At 58.2% G+C, this 25833-nt stretch carries 22 protein-coding genes; 7 read left to right on the top strand and 15 right to left on the bottom strand.

What is annotated here, in order from left to right; translation table 11 throughout:
• Positions 1-63: 63 nt before the first annotated feature.
• The gene (locus tag ACP8KU_RS03670) at positions 64-1251 is read left to right on the top strand and encodes a glycosyltransferase 87 family protein (protein WP_484483993.1); all 1188 of its coding nucleotides are present in this window, start codon (positions 64-66) and stop codon (positions 1249-1251) included.
• Here ACP8KU_RS03670 and ACP8KU_RS03665 read toward each other — a convergent pair.
• The 12 genes from ACP8KU_RS03665 to ctaC form a co-directional block, all read right to left on the bottom strand.
• Positions 1157-2251 carry an acyltransferase family protein gene (locus ACP8KU_RS03665; protein WP_284643036.1) on the bottom strand — a complete coding sequence of 365 codons (1095 nt, stop codon included), beginning with the start codon at positions 2249-2251 and terminating at the stop codon, positions 1157-1159. The genes ACP8KU_RS03670 and ACP8KU_RS03665 overlap by 95 nt on opposite strands.
• A 62-nt stretch (positions 2252-2313) precedes the next feature.
• Positions 2314-3054: a lysophospholipid acyltransferase family protein gene (locus tag ACP8KU_RS03660; RefSeq protein ID WP_005278376.1), complete on the bottom strand. Its 741-nt coding sequence runs from the start codon at positions 3052-3054 to the stop codon at positions 2314-2316.
• Between the two features lie 23 nt (positions 3055-3077).
• Positions 3078-4010, bottom strand: a complete 933-nt coding sequence (locus ACP8KU_RS03655) for an ROK family protein (RefSeq protein ID WP_237801625.1) — start codon at positions 4008-4010, stop codon at positions 3078-3080.
• Between the two features lie 38 nt (positions 4011-4048).
• Positions 4049-5152, bottom strand: coding sequence for a glycosyltransferase family 4 protein (locus tag ACP8KU_RS03650; protein WP_484483992.1), 1104 nt, complete (start codon positions 5150-5152; stop codon positions 4049-4051).
• The gene (locus tag ACP8KU_RS03645; protein WP_284630912.1) at positions 5153-6196 is read right to left on the bottom strand and encodes a C40 family peptidase; all 1044 of its coding nucleotides are present in this window, start codon (positions 6194-6196) and stop codon (positions 5153-5155) included.
• Between the two features lie 121 nt (positions 6197-6317).
• On the bottom strand, positions 6318-6947 hold the full coding sequence (locus tag ACP8KU_RS03640) for a C40 family peptidase (RefSeq protein WP_005278362.1): 630 nt from the start codon (positions 6945-6947) through the stop codon (positions 6318-6320).
• Between the two features lie 1633 nt (positions 6948-8580).
• Positions 8581-10203, bottom strand: a complete 1623-nt coding sequence (qcrB, locus tag ACP8KU_RS03635; protein ID WP_005278357.1) for a cytochrome bc1 complex cytochrome b subunit — start codon at positions 10201-10203, stop codon at positions 8581-8583.
• Entirely contained in the window at positions 10203-11423 is a 1221-nt protein-coding gene (qcrA, locus tag ACP8KU_RS03630; protein ID WP_284900095.1) for a cytochrome bc1 complex Rieske iron-sulfur subunit, read from the bottom strand. Before qcrA ends, qcrB begins: the two co-directional genes overlap by 1 nt.
• Positions 11420-12307 carry a cytochrome bc1 complex diheme cytochrome c subunit gene (gene qcrC / locus ACP8KU_RS03625; RefSeq protein WP_005283937.1) on the bottom strand — a complete coding sequence of 296 codons (888 nt, stop codon included), beginning with the start codon at positions 12305-12307 and terminating at the stop codon, positions 11420-11422. The genes qcrA and qcrC overlap by 4 nt, the downstream gene beginning before the upstream one ends.
• 56 nt (positions 12308-12363) lie before the next feature.
• The gene (gene ctaE, locus ACP8KU_RS03620; protein ID WP_369707792.1) at positions 12364-12975 is read right to left on the bottom strand and encodes an aa3-type cytochrome oxidase subunit III; all 612 of its coding nucleotides are present in this window, start codon (positions 12973-12975) and stop codon (positions 12364-12366) included.
• A 539-nt stretch (positions 12976-13514) separates the two neighbouring features.
• Positions 13515-13946, bottom strand: a complete 432-nt coding sequence (gene ctaF, locus ACP8KU_RS03615) for an aa3-type cytochrome oxidase subunit IV (protein WP_005278348.1) — start codon at positions 13944-13946, stop codon at positions 13515-13517.
• A 19-nt stretch (positions 13947-13965) separates the two neighbouring features.
• On the bottom strand, positions 13966-15039 hold the full coding sequence (gene ctaC, locus ACP8KU_RS03610) for an aa3-type cytochrome oxidase subunit II (protein ID WP_005278347.1): 1074 nt from the start codon (positions 15037-15039) through the stop codon (positions 13966-13968).
• A 388-nt stretch (positions 15040-15427) separates the two neighbouring features.
• On the opposite strand from ctaC, the gene asnB reads away from it, so the two are divergent.
• Positions 15428-17350 carry an asparagine synthase (glutamine-hydrolyzing) gene (gene asnB, locus ACP8KU_RS03605; RefSeq protein ID WP_284610071.1) on the top strand — a complete coding sequence of 641 codons (1923 nt, stop codon included), beginning with the start codon at positions 15428-15430 and terminating at the stop codon, positions 17348-17350.
• Positions 17351-17442: 92 nt separating this feature from the next.
• Here asnB and ACP8KU_RS03600 read toward each other — a convergent pair whose 3' ends face one another.
• The gene (locus tag ACP8KU_RS03600; protein ID WP_005283948.1) at positions 17443-17787 is read right to left on the bottom strand and encodes a HesB/IscA family protein; all 345 of its coding nucleotides are present in this window, start codon (positions 17785-17787) and stop codon (positions 17443-17445) included.
• A gap of 142 nt (positions 17788-17929) precedes the next feature.
• On the opposite strand from ACP8KU_RS03600, the gene ACP8KU_RS03595 reads away from it, so the two are divergent.
• Both ACP8KU_RS03595 and ACP8KU_RS03590 read left to right on the top strand, forming a co-directional pair.
• Positions 17930-18610 (top strand): DUF3043 domain-containing protein, encoded by a 681-nt coding sequence (locus ACP8KU_RS03595; RefSeq protein ID WP_005278343.1) that lies wholly within the window; start codon positions 17930-17932, stop codon positions 18608-18610.
• 12 nt (positions 18611-18622) lie between these two features.
• On the top strand, positions 18623-19399 hold the full coding sequence (locus tag ACP8KU_RS03590) for a nicotinate-nucleotide--dimethylbenzimidazole phosphoribosyltransferase (RefSeq protein WP_284610070.1): 777 nt from the start codon (positions 18623-18625) through the stop codon (positions 19397-19399).
• Between the two features lie 45 nt (positions 19400-19444).
• On the opposite strand, the gene ACP8KU_RS03585 is transcribed toward ACP8KU_RS03590, so the two are convergent.
• On the bottom strand, positions 19445-20539 hold the full coding sequence (locus ACP8KU_RS03585) for a branched-chain amino acid aminotransferase (RefSeq protein WP_284642622.1): 1095 nt from the start codon (positions 20537-20539) through the stop codon (positions 19445-19447).
• Between the two features lie 105 nt (positions 20540-20644).
• Between ACP8KU_RS03585 and ACP8KU_RS03580 the strand changes: the two genes are divergently transcribed.
• Positions 20645-22141: a leucyl aminopeptidase gene (locus ACP8KU_RS03580; RefSeq protein ID WP_284610068.1), complete on the top strand. Its 1497-nt coding sequence runs from the start codon at positions 20645-20647 to the stop codon at positions 22139-22141.
• Positions 22142-22179: 38 nt separating this feature from the next.
• Positions 22180-22716, top strand: a complete 537-nt coding sequence (locus ACP8KU_RS03575) for an isochorismatase family protein (protein WP_284610067.1) — start codon at positions 22180-22182, stop codon at positions 22714-22716.
• A 5-nt stretch (positions 22717-22721) separates the two neighbouring features.
• Here the strand turns inward: ACP8KU_RS03575 and ACP8KU_RS03570 are convergent, their stop codons facing one another.
• Entirely contained in the window at positions 22722-23132 is a 411-nt protein-coding gene (locus ACP8KU_RS03570; protein ID WP_005283964.1) for a hypothetical protein, read from the bottom strand.
• Between the two features lie 125 nt (positions 23133-23257).
• Here ACP8KU_RS03570 and sucB point away from each other — a divergent pair, with 125 nt between their 5' ends.
• Positions 23258-25735, top strand: coding sequence for a 2-oxoglutarate dehydrogenase, E2 component, dihydrolipoamide succinyltransferase (gene sucB, locus ACP8KU_RS03565; RefSeq protein WP_484483991.1), 2478 nt, complete (start codon positions 23258-23260; stop codon positions 25733-25735).
• The last annotated feature ends 98 nt before the right edge of the window (positions 25736-25833 follow it).

The following is a 25833-nucleotide window of genomic DNA, read 5'->3' as shown; positions in this document are numbered from 1 at the left end:
TAGCGCTGCGGCAATGGGCGCGGGAAATTGGCCCCACGATCGCGCCACTGTAAAATTCTGCGGGTGAGCAGAACCGTGAATAAGCCCGTATGGACCACCGCCCTCCCCCTAATCCTGTCAGCGCTTGCCGCCCTGTGGTGGATTATCGATATTCCTGCCTTATTCGCCGGCGATTTCCGCGCCTTTTACCACATTGACCTCGATGTATACCGCGAAGGCGGGGCCGGATTCGGCAGCGACCTTTATAACCGCGACTATTTCGTAGGCACCGACCGCAACGTGTCTCTCCCTTTTACCTACCCACCGTTTGCGGCCCTGCTCTTCGCCCCACTCCAGTGGATCCCCCTCACCGCCGCCGCCGTGGTAATCACGGTACTCTCCGTGCTCGCCTTGTGGGTCTGCATTGCGCTGGTATTGCGCACCCTCAATTGCCAACAATGGGCGGCCTGGGGGCTTTTTGCCGCCATGCTGGCCGAGCCAATTACGCAGACCTTTAGCTTTGGCCAGATCAATATCCTGCTCACCGCACTCGTGGTCATTGATTTGCTGTGGGTGAAAAAGGCCCGCGGCATCCTGACCGGCATCGCCATTGCCATCAAGCTCACCCCGGCGGTCTTTTTGGCTGTCTTCTTCGTCCGCCGCGAGTGGAAGGCCTTCTTTACCACGCTAGGCTCCTTCGTGGCTGCCGGCCTTATCGCCTTTGCCGCCAATCCGCACAGCTCGATTGAGTATTGGACCTCTACCCTGCGCGATTCCGAGCGCATCGGCGGCCTAGCCTATAGCGCCAACCAATCCTTGCGCGGGCTATTTACCCGCTTAAGCCCCAATAACGCAGAAACCTTGTGGCTCGTTGGCGTCATCGTCGTCATCGCGATCGTGTGGTTTGCCATGGAGCGCCTGTCCCGCGGTAACCAGGTTGTGCTCATGCTGCTGGCAGCCTCCGTATCGCTGCTGTGCTCCCCCGTATCGTGGTCGCACCACTTTACCTGGCTGGTATTAGCAGGCATCTATTTGGTCGCCAGCCGCCGCTGGGTCCTCGCCGCTCTCACCTGGCTGGCGCTTTTCGCCCGCGGCCACTGGCAGGTTCCGCACACCGAGGACCAGGAGTTGGATTGGACGTGGTGGCAGCACATCGTTGGCAATGACTACGTCATCATCACCGTGTTGTTGGTTGTTTGTTCGCTACCATTGGCTCTACGGCGGGGCGGCGTCGATCGATCCGCGGCGGAACCAGCGTCCAGCCAAGGATAGGAACCTTTCCTAGCGCCCACAGCGCCAGGGAGGAAATGGCCGTAAAGATAAAACAAATAGCGATCCAGAACCACGTGTTTTCCAGCGGCCACGACCCGGCCAAAGAGACGACATAGTCATGATGCGCCATGTAGTACCCATAGCCCACGGTCAGGCCGATGGGGTGCGAGAGATAAATCGGCAGCGTGTGCCGGCCGACGAACTTCACGCCTTCTGCAATCCACGGAATGTGGCTAATGAGCACGGCCCCAACGATTCCCGCGGGTACCTCTAGCACCTGTTCCGCGAAGCGCACTAACAGGTTGATATCTCCCCATTCCAAAAAGTCCGCGCCCAATAGGGGCCAGTTAAAAGCAATGTCTTCTTCGTTGCCGTCCCACGCGTGGCGCAATGCCAGGCCAACACAGTACGTGCCGATGGCCGCGGCATATGCCCCAACGCTGCGCGCCGTCCACGAGCCGTGGAATACCTCTTCTGCCGCGGCGGCAAAACGGGTAATCGGTTCCCGCAGGTAGGCTGCACCGACGAAGATGGGCAGGAACATGATGGCCTTGCTAATAAACTGAAACTGTTCCTGCCATGCAATAAAAATAACGGGGGTAAAGCTCAGCCCGATGCCCGCCCACGCAGGCAATTTGCGCACGCACCACAGAAATAGGTTGAACAAAATGAGCGCATGGATAAACCACGCCATGGTATGGCCGAGCAAGAGGTTATACACCATGTCGGTCATGCCCCAGGAAGAGTCACCGAAAACCCACTGGTACTCCAGCTGTTTGGTCAAGTGCTCTACGGACATCCACACCAGATAAGGGATGAGGAAGAACCAGAGGCGGCGGGTGAATAACTCCGCGAAATTGTAACGAAAGACTTTATAAGAGAAGTAGCCGGAGACCAGAAAGAACAGGGGAAGGCGCAGGGGATCGAGAAAGGTATTGAGAGTTGCAAGCCACGTTTGTTCGGCTCCTGGCACCTTCAGCGTGATGTGTAGGAGCACCACGCCGATGATAGAAATTCCTTTTGCGGTATCCGGCCACGCTAAGCGGGCCTGAGGAATTGTAATTACCTCCCTTTAATCTCCGCACCGGCGGGGTACCCGTGGCCGGCCTTTAATGATTCCTTCACATCAGCCGCATAGACATCCACATAGGGATTGCCGGAGAGCTCGGCTAAGGTCTTCATGACCATATCCGTAAAAGCACGGATGGTCTCGTGCTCCTGTGGATCCATGCCGTGTTCGCGCGCCCAATCGTGTGGGTAAATGGGGTCTCCCACGCGCACGCCCACCTTGGCGGGGCGGACAATCCACGATCCGATCGGGTTGGCCTTGCGGGAATTGATCATGGCGATGGGATAGACCGGCTGATTGGTCTCCATCGCGATGCGCCCCATTCCGGTACGACCCTTATACACACGCCCATCTGGGGAACGTGTGCCCTCTGGATAGATGCCAAAGAGATCATCGCGCCCCAAAATCTTCCGCGCGGTTTCGAGCATGGCTTGGCTGGCTGATTCATGATCGCGCTCAATGGGGACCTGCCCGACGGAGCTAAAGAACCACTTCTGCATGCCGCCCACGAGCCCAGGGGTGGTGAAGTACTCGGCCTTGGCCAAGAACGTAATTTGGCGCGGGCACAGCAAGGGGAAGAAGAAGGAATCCATCACCGCTTGGTGGTTGGATGCCAAAATCGCGGGGCCCTCAGCAGGGATTTTTTCCATTCCTTCTGACCAAGGGCGGTTCCATACACGCAGGGCGGGACCGAAAAAGATATGCTTAAACGCCCAGTACCACTTGTTTTTCATCTCCAGCTCGTCCTTCGCTCGTTCTAGTGGCCGCGGCGGGCCAAGTCAGCTACGCCAATCATACCTGCTGCCGAGCCCAATTCCGCGGTTGCAACGCGAGCAAGGGGGCGATGCCCAGCGCCGACGATGTCCCGGCCCATGGCAGCGGTGGCTTCCTCCAAGTACATATCCGCGTCTTGGGACACCCCGCCGCCGATCACGATGAGCTCCGGATCGAGCACATCGGCGACGATGGATAGGCCTTGGCCCAACCACTGACCGAAGTTCTCCATTACCGCAATGCCGAGTGGGTCTCCCCCACGGGCCGCGCGTGCGACCTGCTCGCCGGTGGGGTAAGGCGGCAAGGTGGTCTCATAGTCTGGCCGCAGCTCTCGCGCGGTGTCCGGCAGCGCCGTGCCAGAGGCGTAGCGCTCTAGGCATCCTCGCTTGCCGCACGAGCACTGCCTGCCATTCGGCACCACCACGATATGGCCGAATTCCGGGGCCGTTCCAAACGCGCCGCGGTAGATGGTGTCATGGGTCATCAAGGTCGCGCCGATGCCGGTGCCGACGGCAAAAAATACCCAATCCTTCGCGCCGCGCCCTGCGCCAAAGCGCCATTCACCCCAGGCAGCGGAGTTGGCATCGTGCTCCAGCCGGACATGCAGCCCCAAGCGTTCCGAGAGGTTTCTCCGGACGGGCGCATTCCGCCACGGCAGGTGCGGGGCGAAGCGGACGGTCTCACACTCTGGATCCAAAAATCCTGCGACGGCAAGGCCCACCGCACCCACGGGATACTCTGCGCGCAGCTCCTCGACGATTGCTACCAGGTCATCATCAAGTTGCCGCGGGTCGCTCGAGGTTGGCATGGTGCGACTCGCGAGGATTTCCCCGTCTCGAGTAATTACTCCACCGCGCACATTGGTGCCACCGACATCGAAGCCGATAGTATGATCGGCGGAGTTGTTTTCAAGCATGGATATCAGAATATACCGACAACCGGGCCAGGGTCACATCAAGCCATAAGCTTTCTCAGCCGCTGCCCCATGATCTCCCAGCTCCAGTGCTGTTCAACATGCCTGCGCCCCGCCTGCCCCATACGATCACGCATTTCTGGCGAGCGCAAGAGCGCCTTCAAGGCCTCCACGAGCTCATCGACGGACGCGCCCTTGACGACGATCCCCGTCTCCCCCGTAATGGTCTCCGGTGCTCCCCCAGAATCACCGGCAACGACCGGCAGCCCGCAGGCTTGTGCTTCCAGATAGACGATGCCCAGGCCTTCCACGTCCAAGCCGCCGCCCCGGGTGCGGGCCGGCATGGCAAACATATCCGCAGCGTGAAGCGCGGTTTCGATGCTGGGGGCCGGTTGAATCACCGCATCGGGGCAATACATCTCCGCCAGTTCTTGCAGTACGTCGTGATAGCGCCCGCGCCCAATCAACATCAACTGCGCATCGGGAAATTCTTCCCTGACCTGCGGCATCGCCCGCAATAATTGGTCTTGCCCCTTGCGTGGGACTAAGCGGGAAATACACACGATGGTAGGCCCGCTCACACCGAATTCAGCCTTCGCTGCCGCGTGCTGTGCAGGTGTTGCGGGAGAAAGCGAATCCAGGCTGACACCAGAAGGCAGGTGGGCCCACTCCGGGTGCGGGCCAAATGCCCCGCGCAGGCGCCGCAGCGTATAGTCCGAGATATATGTAATGACGTCGGCGTTATTGCCAATCAGCCGCAGGCACTGCCGGGCCAGCGGAACCATGGACCAGCCCACCTCGTGGCCATGCGTTGTTGCCACCACGCGGCGCGCCCCCGCCTGTCGCGCGGCCTTGCCCATTAGCGCCAGCGGTGCGGCCGCGCCGAACCACACGACATCAATGGCTTCTTGCCGGATGATCTCCTGCATGCGGCGCGTGGTTGCCGGGGTGGGCAGCATCACGCGATGTGGCCACCGAATGACTTTGTAGGCGACGGAGGCGTCATAGTCCTCCGGCGGCTCTTGGGTCGAAGCGAATACTACGACATCGTCTGGGTCGATCGCGTCTAGATAGTCCCGCAGGTAGGACTGGATTCCTCCGACTTTGGGAGGAAAGTCATTCGTTACCAGCAGTATGCGGGCCACTTAGAACCGTGCAGTCCCCGAAATCGGCATCGAGTTAAGCGGCACGACCTGAACCGGCACACCATAGGTCGAGGCGTGTACTACCTGGCCGTTGCCAATGTACATTCCGACGTGGGTAACTCCTGGGTAGTAGCCCACGATATCGCCAGGCTGCAGCTGGTCAACCGGCACGGACGTGCCACCAGCGATTTGCGCCTGCGAGGTGCGCGGAATGGTCTTTCCAATCTGCTGGTAGGCCCAGTACATCAGGCCGGAGCAGTCGAACTGGTTCGGGCCGGCAGAGCCCCAACCATAGGGCGAGCCCAGCTTGGACAGAGCCGCAGAGCTAGCACCATCGGCGATCTCGCCCAAGTCGATGTCCAGCTTATCCGTGCCGCCGAATTGTCCCTCCCAGGCTTCACGCTGCTCATCGCTGAGCGCATCCACCTGCGCCTCGATATCGGCCTGCTGCTCTTCCAACGCCTCCTTTTGCTTTACCAGCTCATCGCGCTGCTTTTCGAGATCCTTCTTTTCCTTTCGGACCTTTTTCGCAGCCTCAGCGGCTTCCTGCTGAACCGCTTCGGCCGTTGAGGCGGCATCAGCCTTGGCATCGAGGGTGCGCTGCGCCTTACGCGAGAGCGCACCCAAGTAGCCCATGCGCTCTACGGCGTCTGCGGGGTCTTCTGCCGCCAAAGCGCCCGAGACGGCGGAACGGGAGTCTCCCCGGTAGCGAGACTGTGCCAGATCGTCCACCCGGCCCTGCTGCGTGAAGACATCGCCCTGCGCGTCGCGTACGCGCTCTTGTGCCTGAGCGGCGTCCTCTTCTGCTTGAGCGACCTCTTCTTCCTTGGCCGCGAGCTTATCTTCTAGCTCTTTGACTTCCTCGTTCTTAGCAGAGACCTTGCGGGCGACCTCGCCGACGCGATCCACCAGATCGTCAACATTTTCAGTGGCAGATTCTTGGTTCGGTTCCGCCTCTTGCGCGATAACTTGCGGGAGACCAGAAAGAGTAGTGACAGCGAGGACTGCAGTTAGTGCAGCGGCTGGGAGCACACGTTTAGACACGAGAAGACCTTCAACTCAAAATTTTCAAAAATCGAATTTACTATAGCGGGTTTTGGCCGCTGTTGCACAACAAAACCCTTCCCTTTTTTACAAAGGGAAGGGCATGTCATTTCACTGCCAATTAGAAACGCACAGCGTTGTGGATCGGCATGTAGTTCAAGTCGCGCTCCTGCACAGGGGTGCCGGAGTTGAGCGCGTCAATGATGGTGCCGTTGCCGGTGTAGATACCGACGTGGGAAGCGCCACCGTAGTAGGAAATGATGTCACCAGGCTGCAGCTGGTCCAGGGAAACCGGGGTACCGCCAGCGGCCTGAGCCTGGGAGGTACGCGGAATCTGAACGCCAGCCTGGGAGTATGCCCAGCTGGTCAGGCCGGAGCAGTCGAATGCGCTCGGGCCAGCAGCGCCGTAAACGTACGGCGAGCCGAGTACGGAGCGTGCAGCTTCCAGAGCCTTCTGGCCAACGGTGGACGGTGCCGGAGCAGCCTGCTGCTCAGCAGCGGCAACGAAATTGTCGCCACCCTGGTTGGAAACCTGACCCAAGGACGGGACGTACTTGTCGATGTTCGGAACCTGGTCAATGTTCGGAACGTTTTCCAGACCGGCAACCTCGAAACGGTAGTCGGTATTAGGAACAACGACCTCAGCAGCCTGAGCGACGCCTGGGGCGGCGACAGCTGCGGTTGCAGCGATAGCTGCAGTAGATGCGATACGACGGGTATTTACAGTGCCCTGACGACGGTGCTTTGCCACGAGAAAAACTCCAAATCTTCCTACGCGTCTACTTTCCCTTGTAGAAAAGCTCTGACCCTGGGGCCTAGTGTTCATTGGAGGGCCGTTCCTTTAGGCCTTCCTCCACTCGGCCCCTCACTAGGAGGAGCCAGATGCGACGCTATAAATTTTCATTTCGTATTGAGCACCTTTTCGGGCGGTAACTCAATGTCTCGAATAGGTTACGAAATCATCACAATCAATGTCCATTCACTACCCCGGATCTAGCTTTGTTACACGTTCGTTATCTTATTTTGACCAAGCCGAGACAAACCGGGGATATCGAAGATTCAATAAAGCTATTACTGATTTTTAAGGCGTCTACACTGGGACAATAGCCTAGGCTTACCCCACCTCCAGCAGTTCGCTCTTCCACAAACAAGGGCTTCAACAAGTTCAAAAATTATTATTTGTGACTTTCACCACATACTATGTGTGACAATCACTTTCGTACCATCAGCCTCGTCCTTGAGCGCCTTCGGATCGCGTAAAACCGGCCGCCTTATCCAGCGTTATCGCTCCGGGTTTTGCTGAGCGTGTGACCCTATTGCGCGTGAAACCCAGGGGCCCATCCCGCGGCTTGTTACATAGCTCCGAGCCCTGTTAGGTGATGCCGCTTCCACTACCCACCGAGCGAGTAAGGATTGGTCCAGCCCAGTCCCCCGCTTGTACGGCGTCAGTCCCCATAAAAAGGCCTTGGTCCGCCTAGTCTCTGCAGCGGCCGACAATGCTTGCTTAAAGGCCTAGCCCGAACGAAAACCTCACTGCAGTATCTAAGGGCGGAGAATAACGCCTATATCTCGCGCCTCGAGGAGCGCTCTCGTTGTTGGATTGGGTGATTCCCAATCCAAATATCTGTACAAAGCACAGCGCCCTGAATTTAACCCAGGCGAAATGGCGAAGCCGATACAAACGTGGATCCTGCGACTGCTCTTGCAGACGATACACTCGAAGAGTTCTAGCATTAGTGGAAAGCTGCGACGACGGCCCCAGATGAGGCTCACGCTTCTAGTGGTGATGACTACAGCAGAAAAGCTGCAATTAAGAACTGTGCTAACTGTGTCCAAGAAAGTGAAGCAAAGGGAAAAGAACATATTAGGGCTGGAGGGTGTGCAATAGCTATTCCGAAGCCCTGTAAACCACGCTTAAAGACAAATACCGACTATGGGGCTCGCTCAAAGGCCCATACGCGGAAATCATTCATCCCAGGTTCAGTGGCAAATGCATGCTCCTAGGACGGCTACCCTACTGCTAACTAACAGGGCTAGCACTTTTCCCCACCGCTAGACAAGGCGTTTCCGCGTGAGCCGGCGTTTGTCGGTACTTCCATTCCTGTATACGGAGGGCGACGAGCTTCTTACTGCCTCGGTAGACCGCTGGCGTGTGCGAGGCGCTCTGCTAAGACTTAGGCAATTATTCGATTTTCGCCTAAAAGAGACGGTCCCAGGTTGCCTGTATTATGTGCCGACTCCTCACTCAATAGCCCAGCAAAAGTAACCCGGGACTCCTTAAGAAAGCAACGGTCCCAAAACTGAAACGAGCCCGCCTACCACCAGGTATTGGTGGCTTAGCGGGCTCGTTTAGTGAGCGTGTATCGAGCTAACCCAAGGAAAGGTTAGATGCGACCGTTTTCCTCGTCATCACGGCGGTTGGCTTCGTTGAGGCGACGGAACATCTCCGCTTCCTCTTCGTGATTCTCCTCGTGAATCTCGTGAACGCGGCGCATGAGTTCCGGATCGTCCGGGCTGAAGGTGCCCTGAATCTCGGAGTCAGCGTAACCGAGGTGGTTAAGTTGCTTCGGCACCTGAGCGCCTGCGTACTCAAGCGGTACTGCGTGGCCGTGCTCATCAACCGGGCCGAGCGGCTGGTGAACTTCAATGAAGGCACCGTTAGGCAGCTGCTTGATAACACCGGTAGCAATACCGTGCTCGAGCACCTCGCGGTCAGAGCGCTGGAGACCAACGCAAATGCGGTAGGTCATGAAGTAAGCAATCGGTGGCAGGACAATCAGGCCGATACGTCCGACCCAGGTCATCGCATTCAACGAAATCTGGAAGAAGTGCGCAACGTGGTCGTTACCACCGGACAAGGTGACCAGCAGGAAGAACACGATTGCTGCTGCACCGATTGCGGAACGGGTAGGAACGTCACGCGGACGCTGCAGAAGGTTGTGGTGCGCGTCGTCGCCCGTGAACTTCTTCTCCAGGAACGGGTAGGTGATAAGCAGCACGACCATCAGACCACACAACAGGGCAACCCAGAACGCGGAAGGAATCGTGTAGTTACCCAGGTATAGCTCCCAAGCAGGCATGACACGAGCCACACCGTCTGTCCAGAGCATGTAGATATCGGGCTGGGAACCTGCAGAAACCTGTGACGGGTTGTACGGACCAAGCAACCAGATGGCGTTGATGGTCAGCACACCGGACATCAAAGCCAGCACGCCAGCGACCATCATGCCCATACCAATTGCCTTGGTGGCGAAGACCGGCATAATGCGGACGCCAACCACGTTGTTCTCTGCGCGACCCGGTCCAGGGAACTGGGTGTGCTTCTGGAACCACACCATGATCAGGTGGGCCGCAATGAGGCCCAGGATAATGCCAGGGATGACCAGCACGTGCAGGATGTAGAAGCGGTCCAGCATCAAGTCGGACGGGAAGTCGCCGTTGAAGATGGCCCAGTGCAGCCAGGTACCAATGATCGGCAGGCCCAGGATGATGGCGGACATAATGCGCAGACCGACGCCAGAAAGCAGGTCGTCCGGCAGAGAGTAACCGAGGAAGCCCTCGATCATGCCCAACAGGATAAGGGTGCAACCAATAATCCAGTTAGCTTCGCGGGGACGACGGAATGCACCGGTGAAGAAGATGCGCAGCATGTGCGCAACCATCGACATCATGAACAGCAGTGCTGCCCAGTGGTGCATCTGGCGAACGAAGAGGCCGCCACGGACCTCAAAGGAAATATCGAGTGCGGTTGCATAGGCGCGCGACATCTCAACGCCGTTCAGCGGTGCGTAGGTGCCGTCGTAGATGACCTTCGTAATGGAAGGGTCAAAGAATAGCGCCAGGTATGTACCGGTTAGTAGAAGAATGATGAAGCTGTACAGCGCCATCTCACCGAGCATGAAGGACCAGTGGGTCGGAAAGACCTTGTTCAGCTGCGTCCTTAGCACGCCGGCGGCGCTGTAGCGCTCGTCCATGTTGTTGCCCATTTGGGCGAGTTTATTGCTCATTATGACTTACGCTCCCAGAATGCCGGACCGACAGGCTCAATGAAGTTGCCCTCTGCAACAAGGTAGCCCTCATCGTCCACCGTGATGGGCAGCTGTGGCAGAGCACGGGCGGCTGGGCCGAAGACCGGCTTACCGTAGTGCAATGCGTCGAACTGCGACTGGTGGCAGGGGCACAGGATTCGGTTGGTCTGTGCCTCGTACAACGACGTTGGGCAACCAATGTGAGTACAAATCTTGGAGTAGGCGTAGTAATCGCCGTGGTGGAAGTCTTCCTGACCCTCACGCTCGATCGCCTTCTGCGCATCGGAGTGGCGCAGACGAATCAACATCACCGCGTTGCGGTTGCCGTGGATGGAGTGCATGTGGTGCTCGTATACGTCGCGCTTAGCGTCGTACTGGTCACCGTCGTTGACGTCTTCTTCCGCAAGCGGGAAGACGGTCTCCATGCCGCCGGCAGCCAAGTCCTCGGGGCGAACGCGCACTAGGCGGGTAACGCCTTCGGTGGTGTAGTGTTCGCCGGACTCGCCGGAGTGCTTCTCAGCGATGGTGCCGGTGTCACGAGCGAGGTAAAGCTTTACGCCCTTCTCGTGCATCGTCCAGCCGGAGGTCCACAGCGTGCCGTCACCGGCGTAGTTCACCTCGTGGCGAACCTTCCATGGGTTGCGGATTGCGCCGCTGAGCGGGGCGATAACAGTCAAGCCGAAGAGAACGCCTGCACCACCGAGCAGACCTTGGATGGTCTTGCGGCGGCCGAGAGTGGAGGTCTTCCAAGAATCGTTCAAGAGAGCGGTAAGAGTACGGCGGTCAACTTCTTCGGAAGGACCATCGTGGCGACGCTGCACAGAGATTTCTTCCGGCAGGATCTTCTTCACGTACTGAACGATGGCAAAGCCGAGTCCGAAGATGGACAATGCAGCGGTAATACCAAGCAGCGGGGTGTAGAGAGTGTGCCAGACGAGGCCGTCCTCCCCTAGCTGCTTGTACTGCCAAGGCCAGAAGAGGTAGACGCCCAAGAAAGCCAATCCGCCGATAACGGAGAGTGCCAGCCAAATGGCGACATTGCGACCCGCACGCTTTTCCGCGGGGTCACCTTCAACTGGGAAACGCTCCTTGCGGAACGCTACGGTGACATCATCGAGCTCGGTACCAAGTGCAGCAAGTTCATCATTGCTCATCTTATCGAGCTCTGCGTCAGTGTAATTCTTTTTCACATTGCTCATGAGCGCGATCCAATCCACATAGCAGCGGCGCACAGTGCGCTGATACCAATAATCCACATTGCCAGGCCTTCAGCCACTGGGCCGAGACCGCCAAGGTCCCAACCGGCAGGAGACGGAGTCTCTTCTGCAGACTTCAAGTAGGCGATGATGTCCTTCTTTTCATCTGCAGTCAGCTGACGGTCAGAGAACTTTGGCATGTTCTGCGGACCAGTCAACATTGCCTGGTAGATTTCCTGCTCGTTAGCAGGTGCCAGCTCCGGGGCGTACTTACCGGAGGACAGCGCGCCACCCTGACCGGTGAAGTTGTGGCAGGATGCGCAGTTCATGCGGAAAAGCTCAGAGCCCTTGGCAACGTCTTCGGCCTGAATCTGGCCGTTGTAGTTGGCGCCGCGAAGGGATTCTTGGGCGATGCTTCCATCGTCGTTGTAGACAATGTCTGCGCCGCCGCCGTTAGCAGCAACATAAGCGGCCAGCGCCAAGGTCTGCTGTTCGGTGTAACGAGGAGCCTTGCGCTCTGCCTGTGCGTCGTTGGACATCATCGGCATACGGCCGGAGTGAACCTGGAAGTACACAGAGCCGGCGCCGATACCTACGAGAGAGGGGCCACGGCCTTCGATGCCTTGCAGATTGGCACCGTGGCAAGTGATACAAGCGGTGTCGTAGATGTCCTTACCCTCTTGCACGAGGGCTTGATCATCTTTTTCCGCCGTAGCGACCTGAGCGTCAGGCGTCAAGGCAGAGGCCAAGACGCCAGCGCCGGTCAAACCGATGGCCAAAGCAAAGCCACCTGCAAGGGTGCGCTTCGCCTTGCGGCGACGGCGGGTCTTCTTAGCCGAGGCAGTGGTCTGCTCCACTGCCGCGGACTGCGAATTGTTATCCATCATTTTCCTTTAGATAACTCGAACACGGGAGGACTGTTTTGGGGAGAGGGTCGCCGACACTACTGAATCAAGTAGATAACGGTGAACACACCGATCCACACAACGTCAACGAAGTGCCAGTAGTAGGACACTGCCATCGCGGCGGTAGCCTGTGCCGGCGTGAATTTAGACTTAGCGATACGCGCCAGGATGATTGCAAAGGAAATCAAACCGGCGGTTACGTGCGCAGCGTGGAAGCCGGTGATGATGTAGAACACCGAACCAAAGACGCTGGACTGTACCGTCACGCCTGCGTGAATCAACTCAGCCCACTCAAACGCCATGATGCCCAGGAAGACAACACCCAATACCAGCGTGATGGTGTACCAGAGTCGAAGCTTGTAAACGTCACCCCTTTCTGCGGCAAACACGCCGAACTGCGAGGTCACGGAGGAAGAAATCAACACTGCAGTAATGAGAAAGCCCATTGGCAGGTTGATATGGGCAGTGTGCTCTGCCCAATCGCCTTCCTGGCCGTTCGCTCGCGAGGTGAACCACATCGCGAACAGTCCGGCAAAGAACATCAATTCCTGAGACAGGAACACGATGGTGCCCACGCTGACCATATTGGGTCGGTTCAGCGAGGCAACACGTGGTGCTGTCATACCTTGGTTAGAAACTACGCTCGTCACAGTGGTAATTATGGCCGTTCTGGATCCTAAAGTCACTTCAATTCCCCCCGCTTTCTCTATTCGGATTTCACCAAATTGCCAGCTACCAATAAGGAAACGAACGAGATCCGTCAACAATAAATACCTGGGAACTTTTTGTATTCTTATCCGACGAGACATCAACGCAGGTGACACACTTAAACTCCGGCTATAGCCGCAATTCCTACGACTCGACCTAGCCGATGCACGATGATCTACCCTTCGCCCGCAACCGGTTTCGGCAAGTTTCTTAGAGAGATAAATCACACGGTGGTTTGCGGGGAAAATGGCCCATTTGCAACTTTCGGTTGACCCCCGCAGAAATAGCCGTTTACGTGCTGGGATGCACTTTTGCTGCCCACTTAAAACCTGGGCGCAACCCCTCTCCCCCTCCTCAAAAAAATTTAGAAACCGCGGGAACTTTACCCGTCGATTTCCGACGCGGATCGCCAAAGCCCTCCCCACCGAGGAATGGTGAGGAGGGCTGAGAAGTTTAGGCAGTGGCTGCGACTAGATAATTTCTAGTGCTTTTCCTTAGGCAGACCGTATTGCAAGGACAGGCCGGTGCAGGCAGCAATCAAGCACACGGCACCCAAGGCGATGAGCCAGTAGTACAGGAAGATGACGCCCAGGCCCAAGAAGCCGATGGCACCGGCCATGGCCAGCGGCCAGATGGAGCTTGGGGAGAAGAAGCCCAAGATACCAGCGGAGTCTTCGGTCTCTGCTTCTTCCCAGTCTTCCGGCAGAACGTCGCTGCGGTTATCGGTGAAGTGCAGGTAGCCGCCCAGCATGAGGCAGAGCACGACGGAGAGGAACATGCCCACGATGCCAACCCACTCGGCACCGTAGAGGTAACCATCATCCTTCACGAGGGTGACGCCAAAGATATAAACAATCAGCGAGACGAAAAGGTAGGTCGCGATTGAGTAAAAGACTTTCGATGTAGCACGCATTGTGTAATGTCCTTATCTCTTATGCCGCGGTCTTAACGTAGTTGTCACCATCGGCGGTGTCACGCTCGCCGGAGAACGGGTGGGTGGTAACTGCGTACGGATCCTGGCCGATTTCCTTCAGCGCCTCGGCGTTGGTGGCGTTCGGGTTCTTCTCGCGGAAGTCCATGTAGGCATTGAAGTCCTCTGGGGACACAACGCGAATCTCGAAGTTCATCATGGAGTGGTAGGTACCGCACATCTCAGCACAGCGGCCAACAAAGGCGCCTTGCTTATCAATCGACTCGATCTGGAAGCTGCGCTCCTGAGCGTTGGCCTCAGGGTGTGCGTACACGTCGCGCTTGAACAAGAACTCCGGTACCCAGAACGCGTGAGAAACGTCAGCGGAAGCCAGACGGAACTCGATGGCGGTATCGGAAGGAAGCACCAGAACCGGAACCTCTTCGGTGGAGCCTACGGTCTCAATCTTGTTGTAGTTGAGGTAGGAAAGGTCGCCCTTGGACTTACCGTGAATTGGGTTGGGGTTATCCACACCCTCAGGGTCATGGGCGGTCTTTTCCGCTTCAGCCTGACGCGCTTCGTCCGCACCGTTGTAGTTCTCACCGTTGACGCGGTTTTCGGCGTAGCCGAACTTCCAGTTCCACTGGAATGCCGTGACGTCAACGGTGACCTTTGGATCCTTATCCAATGCGGTGACCTTCTGCTGGGTCTGCACCGTGAAGAAGAACAAGGTCATAATGATCAAGATCGGAACGATGGTCAGCACCATCTCCAATGGCACGTTGTACTGCGTTTGGCGCGGGAATTCACCCTTGCCATCGCGCTTGGCCTTCTTCGCGCTCCAGCGGAAGATTGCAGTAAGGAAGAGGCCCCACATGACGAAGCCGACAATCCAAGCTGCTACCCAGACCCAGATCCAGAAGTTGTACATTGCCTCAGCCTCAGGGGTCACACCCTTTGGCCAACCGAATCCCAGGAGGTTCTCTACAGCAGTTGGCGCCTGAACGTCACAACCAGCCAGGGCGAGACCGCCTAGGGCAAGTGCGCCAGCTACGCCCGCCTTACGGGCGAAGGTGCGCTTATTACGCTGTCCCACGTGTGTTCTGCCTTTCTGTCCACACAAACTTCTCGAATACTCACAGAGCACCCTTACCCAATCAGAATAATGGATAAATGCTTGGTTCCCAGCCTTTTTGAAGCTTAAAAGGAGACCCAGGGCGCTCAATTTATATCCACGTTCCAGTAGGTTACCGCCCCACCTGCACAATGTTCCAACCGTACCCCCAGTCGCCGCCTTCACCATGTGCCTTAACTCACAGGGAACAATTCCGGCCATCATCCGAAAGTTCGCACCCTTACGGGGAAGCTGAATTTAAGCTTTTCTGCAGCTTCTTCCAAGCCGTGGCGCTTTCTGGTTTCTCCCCCACGCACCGTAAAGTAGAACAACGAGCACTAGTCGCTTAATTAAAAGGAGCTATCTTTACATGTGCGGACTTCTTGGCATGCTCGCGGCCACCGGTGACGTGGACAAATATGTCGACGCGCTGGAGCGGTCGCTTCCTTGCATGCACCACCGCGGACCGGACGCAGCCGGTACTTGGCATGATGGCGACGCCGCCTTCGGCTTTAACCGCCTGTCCATTATCGACCTGGAACATTCTCACCAGCCCCTGCGCTGGGGTCCTGAGGATGAACCAGAGCGGTATGCCCTTACCTTTAACGGCGAGATCTACAACTACGTTGAGCTCCGCGAAGAACTCAAGGCCTTGGGCTATACCTTCTATACGGAAGGCGATGGCGAACCCATTGCGGTGGGCTACCACCACTGGGGCAAGGATGTCGTCGAGCACCTCCGCGGCATGTTTGGCATCGTCATTTGGGATACCAAGACCAAGACCATGTTTGCCGCGCGCGACCAGTTTGGCATCAAGCCGCTTTACTATGCCACTACGGACGCCGGCACGGTCTTTGCCTCCGAGATGAAGTGCATCCTGGACATGGCCGAGGACATTGGTCTAGAACTCAACCTTGACCGCCGCGCCATCGAACACTACGTGGATTTGCAATACGTGCCGGAACCGGAATCTTTGCACGCCAATATTCGCCGCGTGGAATCCGGCTGCACGGTGACCTTGAAGCCGGGTGAGGAGGTCGTATCCGAGCGATACTTCAAGCCACGTTTCCCAGTCCAGCAGGTTCCAGAAGGCGAAGAACAACAGCTCTTTGACCGCATTGCAGAAGCGCTGGAGGATTCCGTCGCTAAGCACATGCGTGCCGATGTCACCGTGGGTTCCTTCCTGTCTGGCGGCATCGACTCCACCGCCATCGCTACCCTGGCCAAGCGCCATAACCCGGATCTGCTGACGTTTACCACTGGGTTCGAGCGCGAAGGTTATTCCGAGGTGGACGTGGCCGCGGAATCGGCGGCAGCCATCGGCGTGGAGCACATCGTCAAGATCGTCTCGCCGGAAGAATACGCCGAGTCGATTCCTAAGATCATGTGGTACCTGGATAACCCGGTGGCTGATCCTTCCCTCGTGCCGCTGTACTTCGTGGCCCAAGAGGCCCGCAAGCACGTCAAGGTGGTCTTGTCCGGTGAGGGCGCCGACGAGCTCTTCGGCGGCTACACCATCTATAAGGAACCGCTGTCCCTCGCGCCATTTGAGAAGATCCCTTCTCCCCTGCGCCAGGGACTGGGCAAGCTCTCCCGCGTACTGCCGGATGGCATGAAGGGCAAGTCCCTACTTAACCGCGGCTCCATGACTATGGAGGAGCGCTACTACGGCAATGCGCGGTCCTTTAACTTTGAGCAGATGCAGCGCGTTATCCCATGGGCCAAGCGCGAATGGGATCACCGCGAGGTCACCGCGCCCATCTATGCGCAGTCGGAAGACTTTGACCCGGTAGCCCGCATGCAGCACCTTGATCTGTTTACCTGGATGCGCGGTGACATTTTGGTCAAGGCCGATAAGATCAACATGGCCAACTCCTTGGAGCTGCGCGTGCCATTCCTGGATAAGGAAGTATTTAAGGTCGCAGAATCCATCCCGCACGATTTAAAGATTTCCCACGGCACCACCAAGTATGCCCTGCGCAAGGCCATGGAACAGATCGTTCCCGCCCACGTCCTCAACCGCAAGAAGCTGGGCTTTCCGGTTCCCATGCGCCACTGGCTGGCCGGCGACGAGCTCTACGGCTGGGCACAGGACACCATCAACGATTCCCAGACGGAGGACATCTTCAACAAGAAGGAAGTTCTGGAGATGCTCAAGGAGCACCGCGATGGCGTCTCCGATCACTCCCGCCGCCTGTGGACCGTGCTGTCCTTTATGATCTGGCACGGCATCTTTGTGGAAAAGCGCATCGACCCGCAGATCGAGCAGCGCGAGTACCCGGTCAAGCTTTAAGCCGCACTGGGTAAAGCTCCACGCCGAGCTTTAAAGATATAAAAAGAGGGTGAGTGCCCAGAAGCACTCACCCTCTTTCTTTTTCCTTCTGTTTAGTTGAAGGAATCGCCACACGCGCAGGAGCCGGTGGCATTCGGGTTATCGATGGTAAATCCCTGGGACTCGATGGTGTCAGCAAAGTCGATCTTGGCGCCGGTAAGGTACGGCACGGACATCTTGTCCACGACGAGCTTGATGCCACCCACCTCGTCGACCTTGTCGCCATCAAGGCTGCGGTCATCGAAGTAGAGCTGGTAGCGCAGGCCAGCGCAGCCGCCGGGCTGTACTGCGATGCGCAGGGAGAGATCGTCGCGGCCTTCCTGATCAAGCAGGCCCTTTGCCTTTGCGGCTGCGGCCTCGGTCAGAATGACGCCGGTTTCGGAAACTGGAGCGGTCATCACTTCTCCTCAAATGTGTCTTGGTTGCGTAGCCACTACCCTACCCGCATCTACAAGGAGGGAAAAGGTAGCCCATAGTAATAACAACGCCGTGGGCGGGCCTATTCCCCTCTTGGGGTCGAAACCTTGTAGTCTGATCAGCGTGAAACTTCCGTGGCAAAAAGATGACAAGACCTCCCCTGAACCCGCTCCCGTGCAGGAAGAAGTTCAGGAAGAAACCCACCGCAAGGGGTATACCCCGCCGAAGGGTCGTCCCACGCCAAAGCGCCAGGAACAAGAAATCGCGCGCGGCGTGAAGCGCGATCCACATGGGGTATCCGATGCGCAGCGCTATAAGCGCCGCAAGGAACTCAAAAAGTCCATGAGCAAGGACGAGTGGAAAGAATATAAAAAGCAGGAGCGCAAGGAGCGCAACCAGCGCAATCGCGAAAGCCAGGAGCGCATGGCCGAAGGCGATCCACGTTTCCTCCCTGCCCGCGATCAGGGCGAAGAGCGCGCCTACGTGCGCGATTGGATCGATGCCCGCCGCACGCTTTCGGAATGGGTCATGCCGATGGCGCTTGCCCTTATCGTCGTGGTCTTTGTGACCTATGCCGCCCCCAGCATCGCCGGCCTCATCAATGCGATTGCCATGGTGGTCATCCTCATCTTCGCCATCGACGGCATCTGGCTGGGCCGCCGTGCTAATAATGCGGTTCGCAAGAAGTTCCCCGGCACCACCGCCACCGGCTTCGGCCTGGGCTTCTACGCATTTTCCCGCGCCAGCCAGCCCCGCAAGTGGCGTATTCCTCGCCCGCGCGTCGAGCGCGGTGCCGACGTTTAAGGAAGCACGCTCATGGCTGATTCCCCGCAGCTTTATCCCTATGGCCGGCTAAGCGATGCCGCACAGTGGCTCGCCGCCTGCCAAGATCGATCCCCCGCTTCCGAGCCAAAGCGGGTGCGGGCCGTAATTTTCGCCGAGGACGGTGAAGGGATCCCCCAGGCCACGGAGACCGCGGCGCGGCGGGTTGGGGCCAGCATTATTTTTGTCACGGTGACGGATTGCTCCACGGCCTATGACTTAGGCGTGCAGGCGGCGGATGCGGAAATCGATGGCGGTGCGGATCTGCTCATTCCGGGCGGCATCGACACCACGCAGGTTGCCGCGGCCGCCATGGGGGTGATGGCGCAGGAGGAGCCGGTGGTGGTCGTCGGCAAGCAGCCGAGCGTCGAGGACTGGAAGGCCGAGGTTGCGGCCATTCGCGATGCCATGTTTCGAATGCGCGGCCTGACTGGGCGGGAGCTCATCAACGCCTGCGACTCCCCCGTATTGGCCGCGCTGGTGGGATTTATGTCCCAGGCGGCTAGGCGTCGCACGCCCCTGCTTGTCGATGCCCCCTTGACCGCCACCGCCGCCGCATGCGCCGCTGCAGACACGCGGATCCATGACTGGCTTCTAGCTACCAATATCTCGCCGCAGCCGGCTCACCGGCTGGCCTTAAAGAAGCTGCGGCTGGATCCCCTGCTGGATCTGCAGATGGAACCGGTGCCGGCGCTCGGCGCCCTGGCCGCCCTACCCCTAGTCTTGCTCGGCGTGGAAATCACCGCGGACGCGACGCAGCCAGAGGCCTAACTGCGCGGCGCAGGTCCGCCTCGCACCGCGTTACACTTCGGTGCGCTAGACCAAAGTGTGCAACCAGCCGTGGGCATCCTCCACGGCGCCGCGCTGGATGCCGGTTAGGCGCTCGCGCAAGGCCATGGAAACTTCGCCGGCCTCATTATTATTGACGCTGAAATCGGTGTCCTCACCAAGCACGCGTCCCACCGGCGTGATGACGGCGGCGGTACCGCAGGCAAAGGCCTCGGTCATCTCACCCGATTCCACATCGCGCTGCCATTCTTCGGCAGTGATGCGCCGCTCGGTTACCTTGTACCCCATGTCTTCGGCGACCTGCAGCAGGGACTGGCGGGTAATGCCGGGCAAAAGGGAGCCGGACAGCGCCGGGGTGACGATCTCGGCGTCGTCGCCGGTGCCGTAGACGAACATGAGGTTCATCCCACCCATTTCCTCGATATACCGGCGTTCGATGGCATCCAGCCAGACCACTTGATCGCAGCCCTTTTCTTCGGCTTGTGCTTGCGCTAACAAGGAACCGGCGTAATTGCCGGCGAATTTCGCGGCACCGGTTCCGCCCGGCGCGGAGCGGACATAATCCGTAGACAGCCACACCGAAACCGGCTTAATGCCGCCGCTGAAATACGCACCGGCGGGCGAGGCCAAGAGGATGAAGCGATACGCATTGGCCGGGTGCACGCCCAGCGATACCTCGGTCGAAATCATAAAGGGGCGCAGGTAGAGCGATGCTTCCCCGCCTGCCTCTGGAACCCAGCTCTTATCGATGTCCACCAGCTGGCGCAGCGCCTCGATGAACTCTTCTTGCGGTAGCTCGGGCATCGCCAAGCGCTGCGCCGAATTAATAAAGCGTTGCGCGTTTTGATCAGGACGGAAGGTAACGATGGAGTCATCGGGCTGGCGGTAGGCCTTAATGCCCTCGAAGACGGCCTGGCCGTAGTGGAAGACGTTGCTCGCTGGATCCATCGTCAGCGGGCCGTAGGGGCGGACCTGCGCGTCGTGCCAGCCCTTGTCCGTGGACCAATCAATAGTGACCATGTGGTCCGTAAAGTGCTGGCCAAAGCCGGGATTGGCCAGGATCTTATCTAAATCTGCTGTCGCCGTTGGTTGATTCGTACGGGTGATCGTGTAATCAAGCATGCCCACAATCTACTCCTTTTATCTATAGCCGGGTAGGAATATGTTCACTCTAGCGCGGTATCATGGGCAGAAGTTTCATTAGCACCAATTAAAAAGGAGGACTTTATGTCTCAGCACACTGGACCCGCACGTGGGGAATTTCCGGAACTTAAGCTAGAAAAGAAGGCCCCGAAGAACGCGCAGGCCCTACTCATCGCCGCATTTAAGGGCGAGGAGGGCATTGAACTTCCGGGCACCTCGCTACTCAAGCCGGCCGCGCTGCGCGAAGCATACGAGTCCCTTATCGCCGTGGGAGCAACCGGCAAGGCCAACGAGGTCACCCGCATCCCAGCGCCTAAGAAGGCCGAGGTCGATTCCATCATCGCCGTCGGTCTTGGCGATGCCGAAGACCTCGATGCAGAAACCTTGCGCCGCGCCGCCGGCAGCGCCGCACGCTCTATTTCCAAGGTGGAAGAGGTGGCCACCTCCTTGGGCGATTTTGGCATCGCACCCACAGTAGAGGGCCTTACCTTAGGCGGTTACAAGTTCAAGGGGCTGCGCTCTAAGTCTGGCAAGGATTCCGAGCAGCCAGCTGCCTTTACCGTGGTGGCAGAAAAGTCCGCGCGCGAGGAATTCGAGGCGGCCAAGATCACCGCGGAGTCCGTCGTGATTGCCCGCGACCTGGTCAATACCCCGTCCAACCTGCTGTACCCGGAGTCTTATGCAGACTTCCTCTCCGCCCAGGCTAAAGAAGTTGGCCTCGAGGTAGAAATCCTGGATGAAAAGGCGCTGCAAAAGCAGGGCTTTGGCGGCATTACCGCCGTTGGCCGCGGTTCCGCTCGCCCGCCGCGCTTAGTCCGCCTGAGCTGGAACCCAAAGAAGGCGAAGAAGCACGTGGCGCTCGTGGGCAAAGGCATCACATTCGATACCGGCGGCATTTCCTTGAAGCCGGGTTCTGGCATGTGGGACATGATTTCCGATATGGGCGGTTCCGCCGCCATGGCCGCCTCCATCATCGCTGCGGCCAAGCTCAACCTGCCGGTGAAGATCACCGCTACCCTGCCGCTGGCAGAAAACATGCCGGGCGATAACGCCACCCGCCCGGGCGATGTCATCACCCACTACGGCGGCATTACCTCTGAGGTTCTCAATACCGATGCAGAAGGCCGGTTGGTGCTTGCCGATGCCATCGCACGCGCCAGCGAGGATAACCCCGACTTCCTCATCGAAACCGCCACGCTGACCGGCGCCCAGATGGTCGCCCTAGGCGAGCGCACCGCCGGCGTCATGGGTTCGGAAGACTTCCGCGACCGCATGGCGGGCATCGGCCGCGAGGTCGGCGAAAATGCCTGGGCCATGCCGCTATTGGAAGAGCACGATGAATCCGTGAAATCCGCCAGCGCCGATATCCGCAATATCAACGCCAAGCGCGAGGGCGGCATGGAATACGCCGGCACTTACTTGAAGCAGTTCGTGGGCGAGGGCATCGAATGGGCACATATCGATGTTGCCGGGCCTTCCTTCAATACCACCGGCGCTTATGGCTATACGCCAAAGATGGGTACGGGCGTTCCCACCCGCACCGTCATCGCTGCCCTACGCGAGATTGCTGAATCAAAGTAATACCCCTCGCCGCCGACTGGGCATAAAATAGCGGAGTTATGAACACTGCTTTAATCATCGTTGATGTCCAACACGATTTTTGCCCAGGCGGCGCGCTTGGCACCGATCGCGGCAACGAGGTTGCAGAGAAGATCTCTTCTTTGCAGACCGAGTACGACACCGTCGTTGCCACGCAGGACTGGCACATCGATCCGGGTTCCCACTTTGCGGAGGACCCGGATTTTGTCGATTCCTGGCCGGTGCACTGCGTCGCCGATTCCTATGGGGCTCAGATGCACGAGGCCATCGGGCCTGCGCAAGCATATTTTCGTAAGGGCGAATACACCGCCGCGTACTCCGGCTTTGAGGGCGCAGCACACGGCGTATTGCTGGCGGAGTGGCTGCGCGAGCACGATATCGACGCAGTAGATATCGTAGGCATCGCCACGGATCACTGCGTGCAGGCAACCGCTGCGGATGCTTTAAAGGAAGGTTTTTCCGTCCGCGTCTTAAGCGAGTATTGCTCTCCCGTTGATCCGGACCGCGGGGATGCAGCCTTGGCGAAGTTAGAAAAGTCCGGCGCCACCATCGTCTAGGCCGATTAACTTAAGTCCTGCCCCGAATCAGGGTTTTCGCCGCGCTCAAAGCGGGCGCGGCGAAGGCGCTGTTCTTCCCTTTTACGCAAGATGCGTTGGCGTTCCATGCGCTCGCGCATGCGTTGGGGGTACCCGGTTTCTTCGACATCAAAAACGTCGCATTGCAACAGTTTTCCTACCGCGTCAATCCCCTTCGGCCCGCCGATGCGCCGGCGAATAAACTCACCCTTTTCATCCACAACGACCACGGACATTTCATTGACCACGGTCTCTGGCTCGATAAATGCCTCAATAAATGCCTTATCGGCGGCCCACATTTTGAGCTCTTGTTCATCTTCTGGGCGGATAGTTTCTCCCGGACCGCGGGGCGGTCGCAGTGGCGATCGGGACTTATTGCGGCGGAAGAGGTTGAACATAACCCACTAGTTTACCCGCATGGAGGGTATTACTAACCCCACTACTGCACGATGACGGGCATCACGCTGTAAGATTGTGCGGTAGCGATAGAATACTTCCAACTTTTCGAGGAGTCTTAAAACTCATGGCGAACTCCGTTGAGATGCCCGAGCTGGGCGAGTCCGTAACCGAAGGCACCATTACCCAGTGGCTTAAGTCCGTCGGCGACACCGTCGAGGTGGACGAACCTTTGCTCGAGGTCTCCACCGACAAGGTCGACACCGAAATCCCCTCCCCCGTTGCAGGCACCATCCTAGAAATCAAGGCCGAAGAAGACGACACCATCGAGGTCGGCGAGGTCATCGCGCTCATCGGTGATGAAGACGAGGCTGGCTCCTCGTCCGATGACTCTGATGACTCCGACGGTGACAAGTCTGAGGACAAGGAAGAATCCACGTCCGAGGAAAAGGAAGACAAGGACGAGAAGAAGTCCGGCTCCAGCTCCAAGGCTTCCGGTGAGACCACCGATGTCGAAATGCCAGAACTCGGCGAATCCGTCACCGAGGGCACCATTACCCAGTGGCTCAAGTCCGTCGGCGACACCGTCGAGGTAGACGAACCACTACTCGAGGTCTCCACCGACAAGGTCGACACCGAAATTCCTTCCCCGGTTGCCGGCACCCTGGTAGAAATCCTCGCAGAAGAAGACGAAACCATCGAGGTCGGCGAAGCAATCGCCCGCGTCGGCGACGAAAACGCCGCACCATCCTCCGACGACTCTGACGACTCCGACTCCGACGACGACAAGTCCGAAGACAAGGAAGAAACCAAGTCCGAGGACAAGAAGGAAGAGTCCAAGTCTGATTCCTCCGCCAAGTCCTCCGGCGAGACCACCGATGTGGAAATGCCAGAACTCGGCGAATCCGTCACCGAGGGCACCATTACCCAGTGGCTCAAGTCCGTCGGCGACACCGTCGAGGTAGACGAACCACTACTCGAGGTCTCCACCGACAAGGTCGACACCGAAATTCCTTCCCCCGTTGCCGGCACCCTGGTAGAAATCCTCGCAGAAGAAGACGAAACCATCGAGGTCGGCGAAGCAATCGCCCGCGTCGGCGACGAAAACGCCGCACCATCCTCCGACGACTCTGACGACTCCGACTCCGACGACGACAAGTCCGAAGACAAGGAAGAAACCAAGTCCGAGGACAAGAAGGAAGAGTCCAAGTCTGATTCCTCCGCCAAGTCCTCCGGCGAGACCACCGATGTGGAAATGCCAGAACTCGGCGAATCCGTCACCGAGGGCACCATTACCCAGTGGCTCAAGTCCGTCGGCGACACCGTCGAGGTAGACGAACCACTACTCGAGGTCTCCACCGACAAGGTAGACACCGAAATTCCTTCCCCCGTTGCCGGCACCCTGGTAGAAATCCTCGCAGAAGAAGACGAAACCATCGAGGTCGGCGAAGCAATCGCCCGCGTCGGCGACGAAAACGCCGCACCATCCTCCGACGACTCTGACGACTCCGACTCCGACGACGACAAGTCCGAAGACAAGGAAGAAACCAAGTCCGAGGACAAGAAGGAAGACAAGTCCGAGCCTGCCAAGGAGGAGAAGAAGGAAGAGCCGAAGCAGGATTCTTCCCTGAACACCTCCGCCAAGGTCAACAACGGCGATAACGTTCCATACGTCACCCCGTTGGTGCGCAAGCTGGCTGATAAGCACGGCGTGGACCTCAACTCCATTGAGGGCACCGGTGTAGGCGGACGCATCCGCAAGCAGGACGTCCTGGCCGCAGCTGGTGAGGGCGATGCGAAGGCATCGGCAGGCGACGATAAGAAGTCTGCTGACTCCCCACGCGCTCGCTGGTCCACCAAGTCTGTGGATCCGGAAAAGCAGGAGCTTATCGGCACCACCAAGAAGGTCAACCGTATCCGCGAAATCACTGCTACCAAGATGGTGGAAGCGCTGCAGATTTCCGCACAGCTTACCCACGTGCAGGAAGTCGACATGACTCCTATCTGGGATATGCGCAAGAAGAGCAAGCAGGCGTTCATTGATAAGTACGGCGCCAACCTGTCCTTCCTGCCGTTCATTGTGAAGGCCACCACGGAGGCTCTGGTTTCCCACCCGAACGTGAACGCCTCCTATGACCCAGAGACCAAGGAGATGACCTACCACGAGGATGTCAACGTCGCCATTGCCGTAGACACCCCGAAGGGTCTGCTCACCCCGGTCATCCACAAGGCACAGGACCTGTCCTTGCCGGAAATCGCGCAGCAGATTGCAGAGCTGGCTGATAAGGCCCGCAATAACAAGCTGAAGCCGAATGACCTGACCGGTGCGACCTTCACCGTGACCAATATCGGTTCCGAGGGCGCCCTGCTCGATACCCCGATCCTGGTTCCGCCACAGGCCGGAATCCTGGGTACCGCGGCTATCCAGAAGCGCGCCGTCGTGGTCAACGAGAACGGCCAGGACGCCATCGCCATCCGCCAGATGTGCTTCCTGCCATTCACCTACGACCACCAGGTCATCGATGGTGCAGACGCTGGTCGCTTCATCACCACCATCAAGGACCGCCTGGAGACTGCAGACTTCGAGGCTGACCTCGATATCTAAAATCAGCTAGCTAACTGGCATACCTCCCGCTCCTTCAACGCGAAGGGGACGGGAGGTTTTGTCATGCCTGGGGTACTCCGCGGGGGTGTAGCGGGAGA

This window comes from Corynebacterium sp. LaCa_282 (assembly GCF_057198125.1).
The sequence above is the reverse complement of the archived record's forward strand: the minus strand, read 5'-3'. Positions and strand labels throughout refer to the sequence as shown.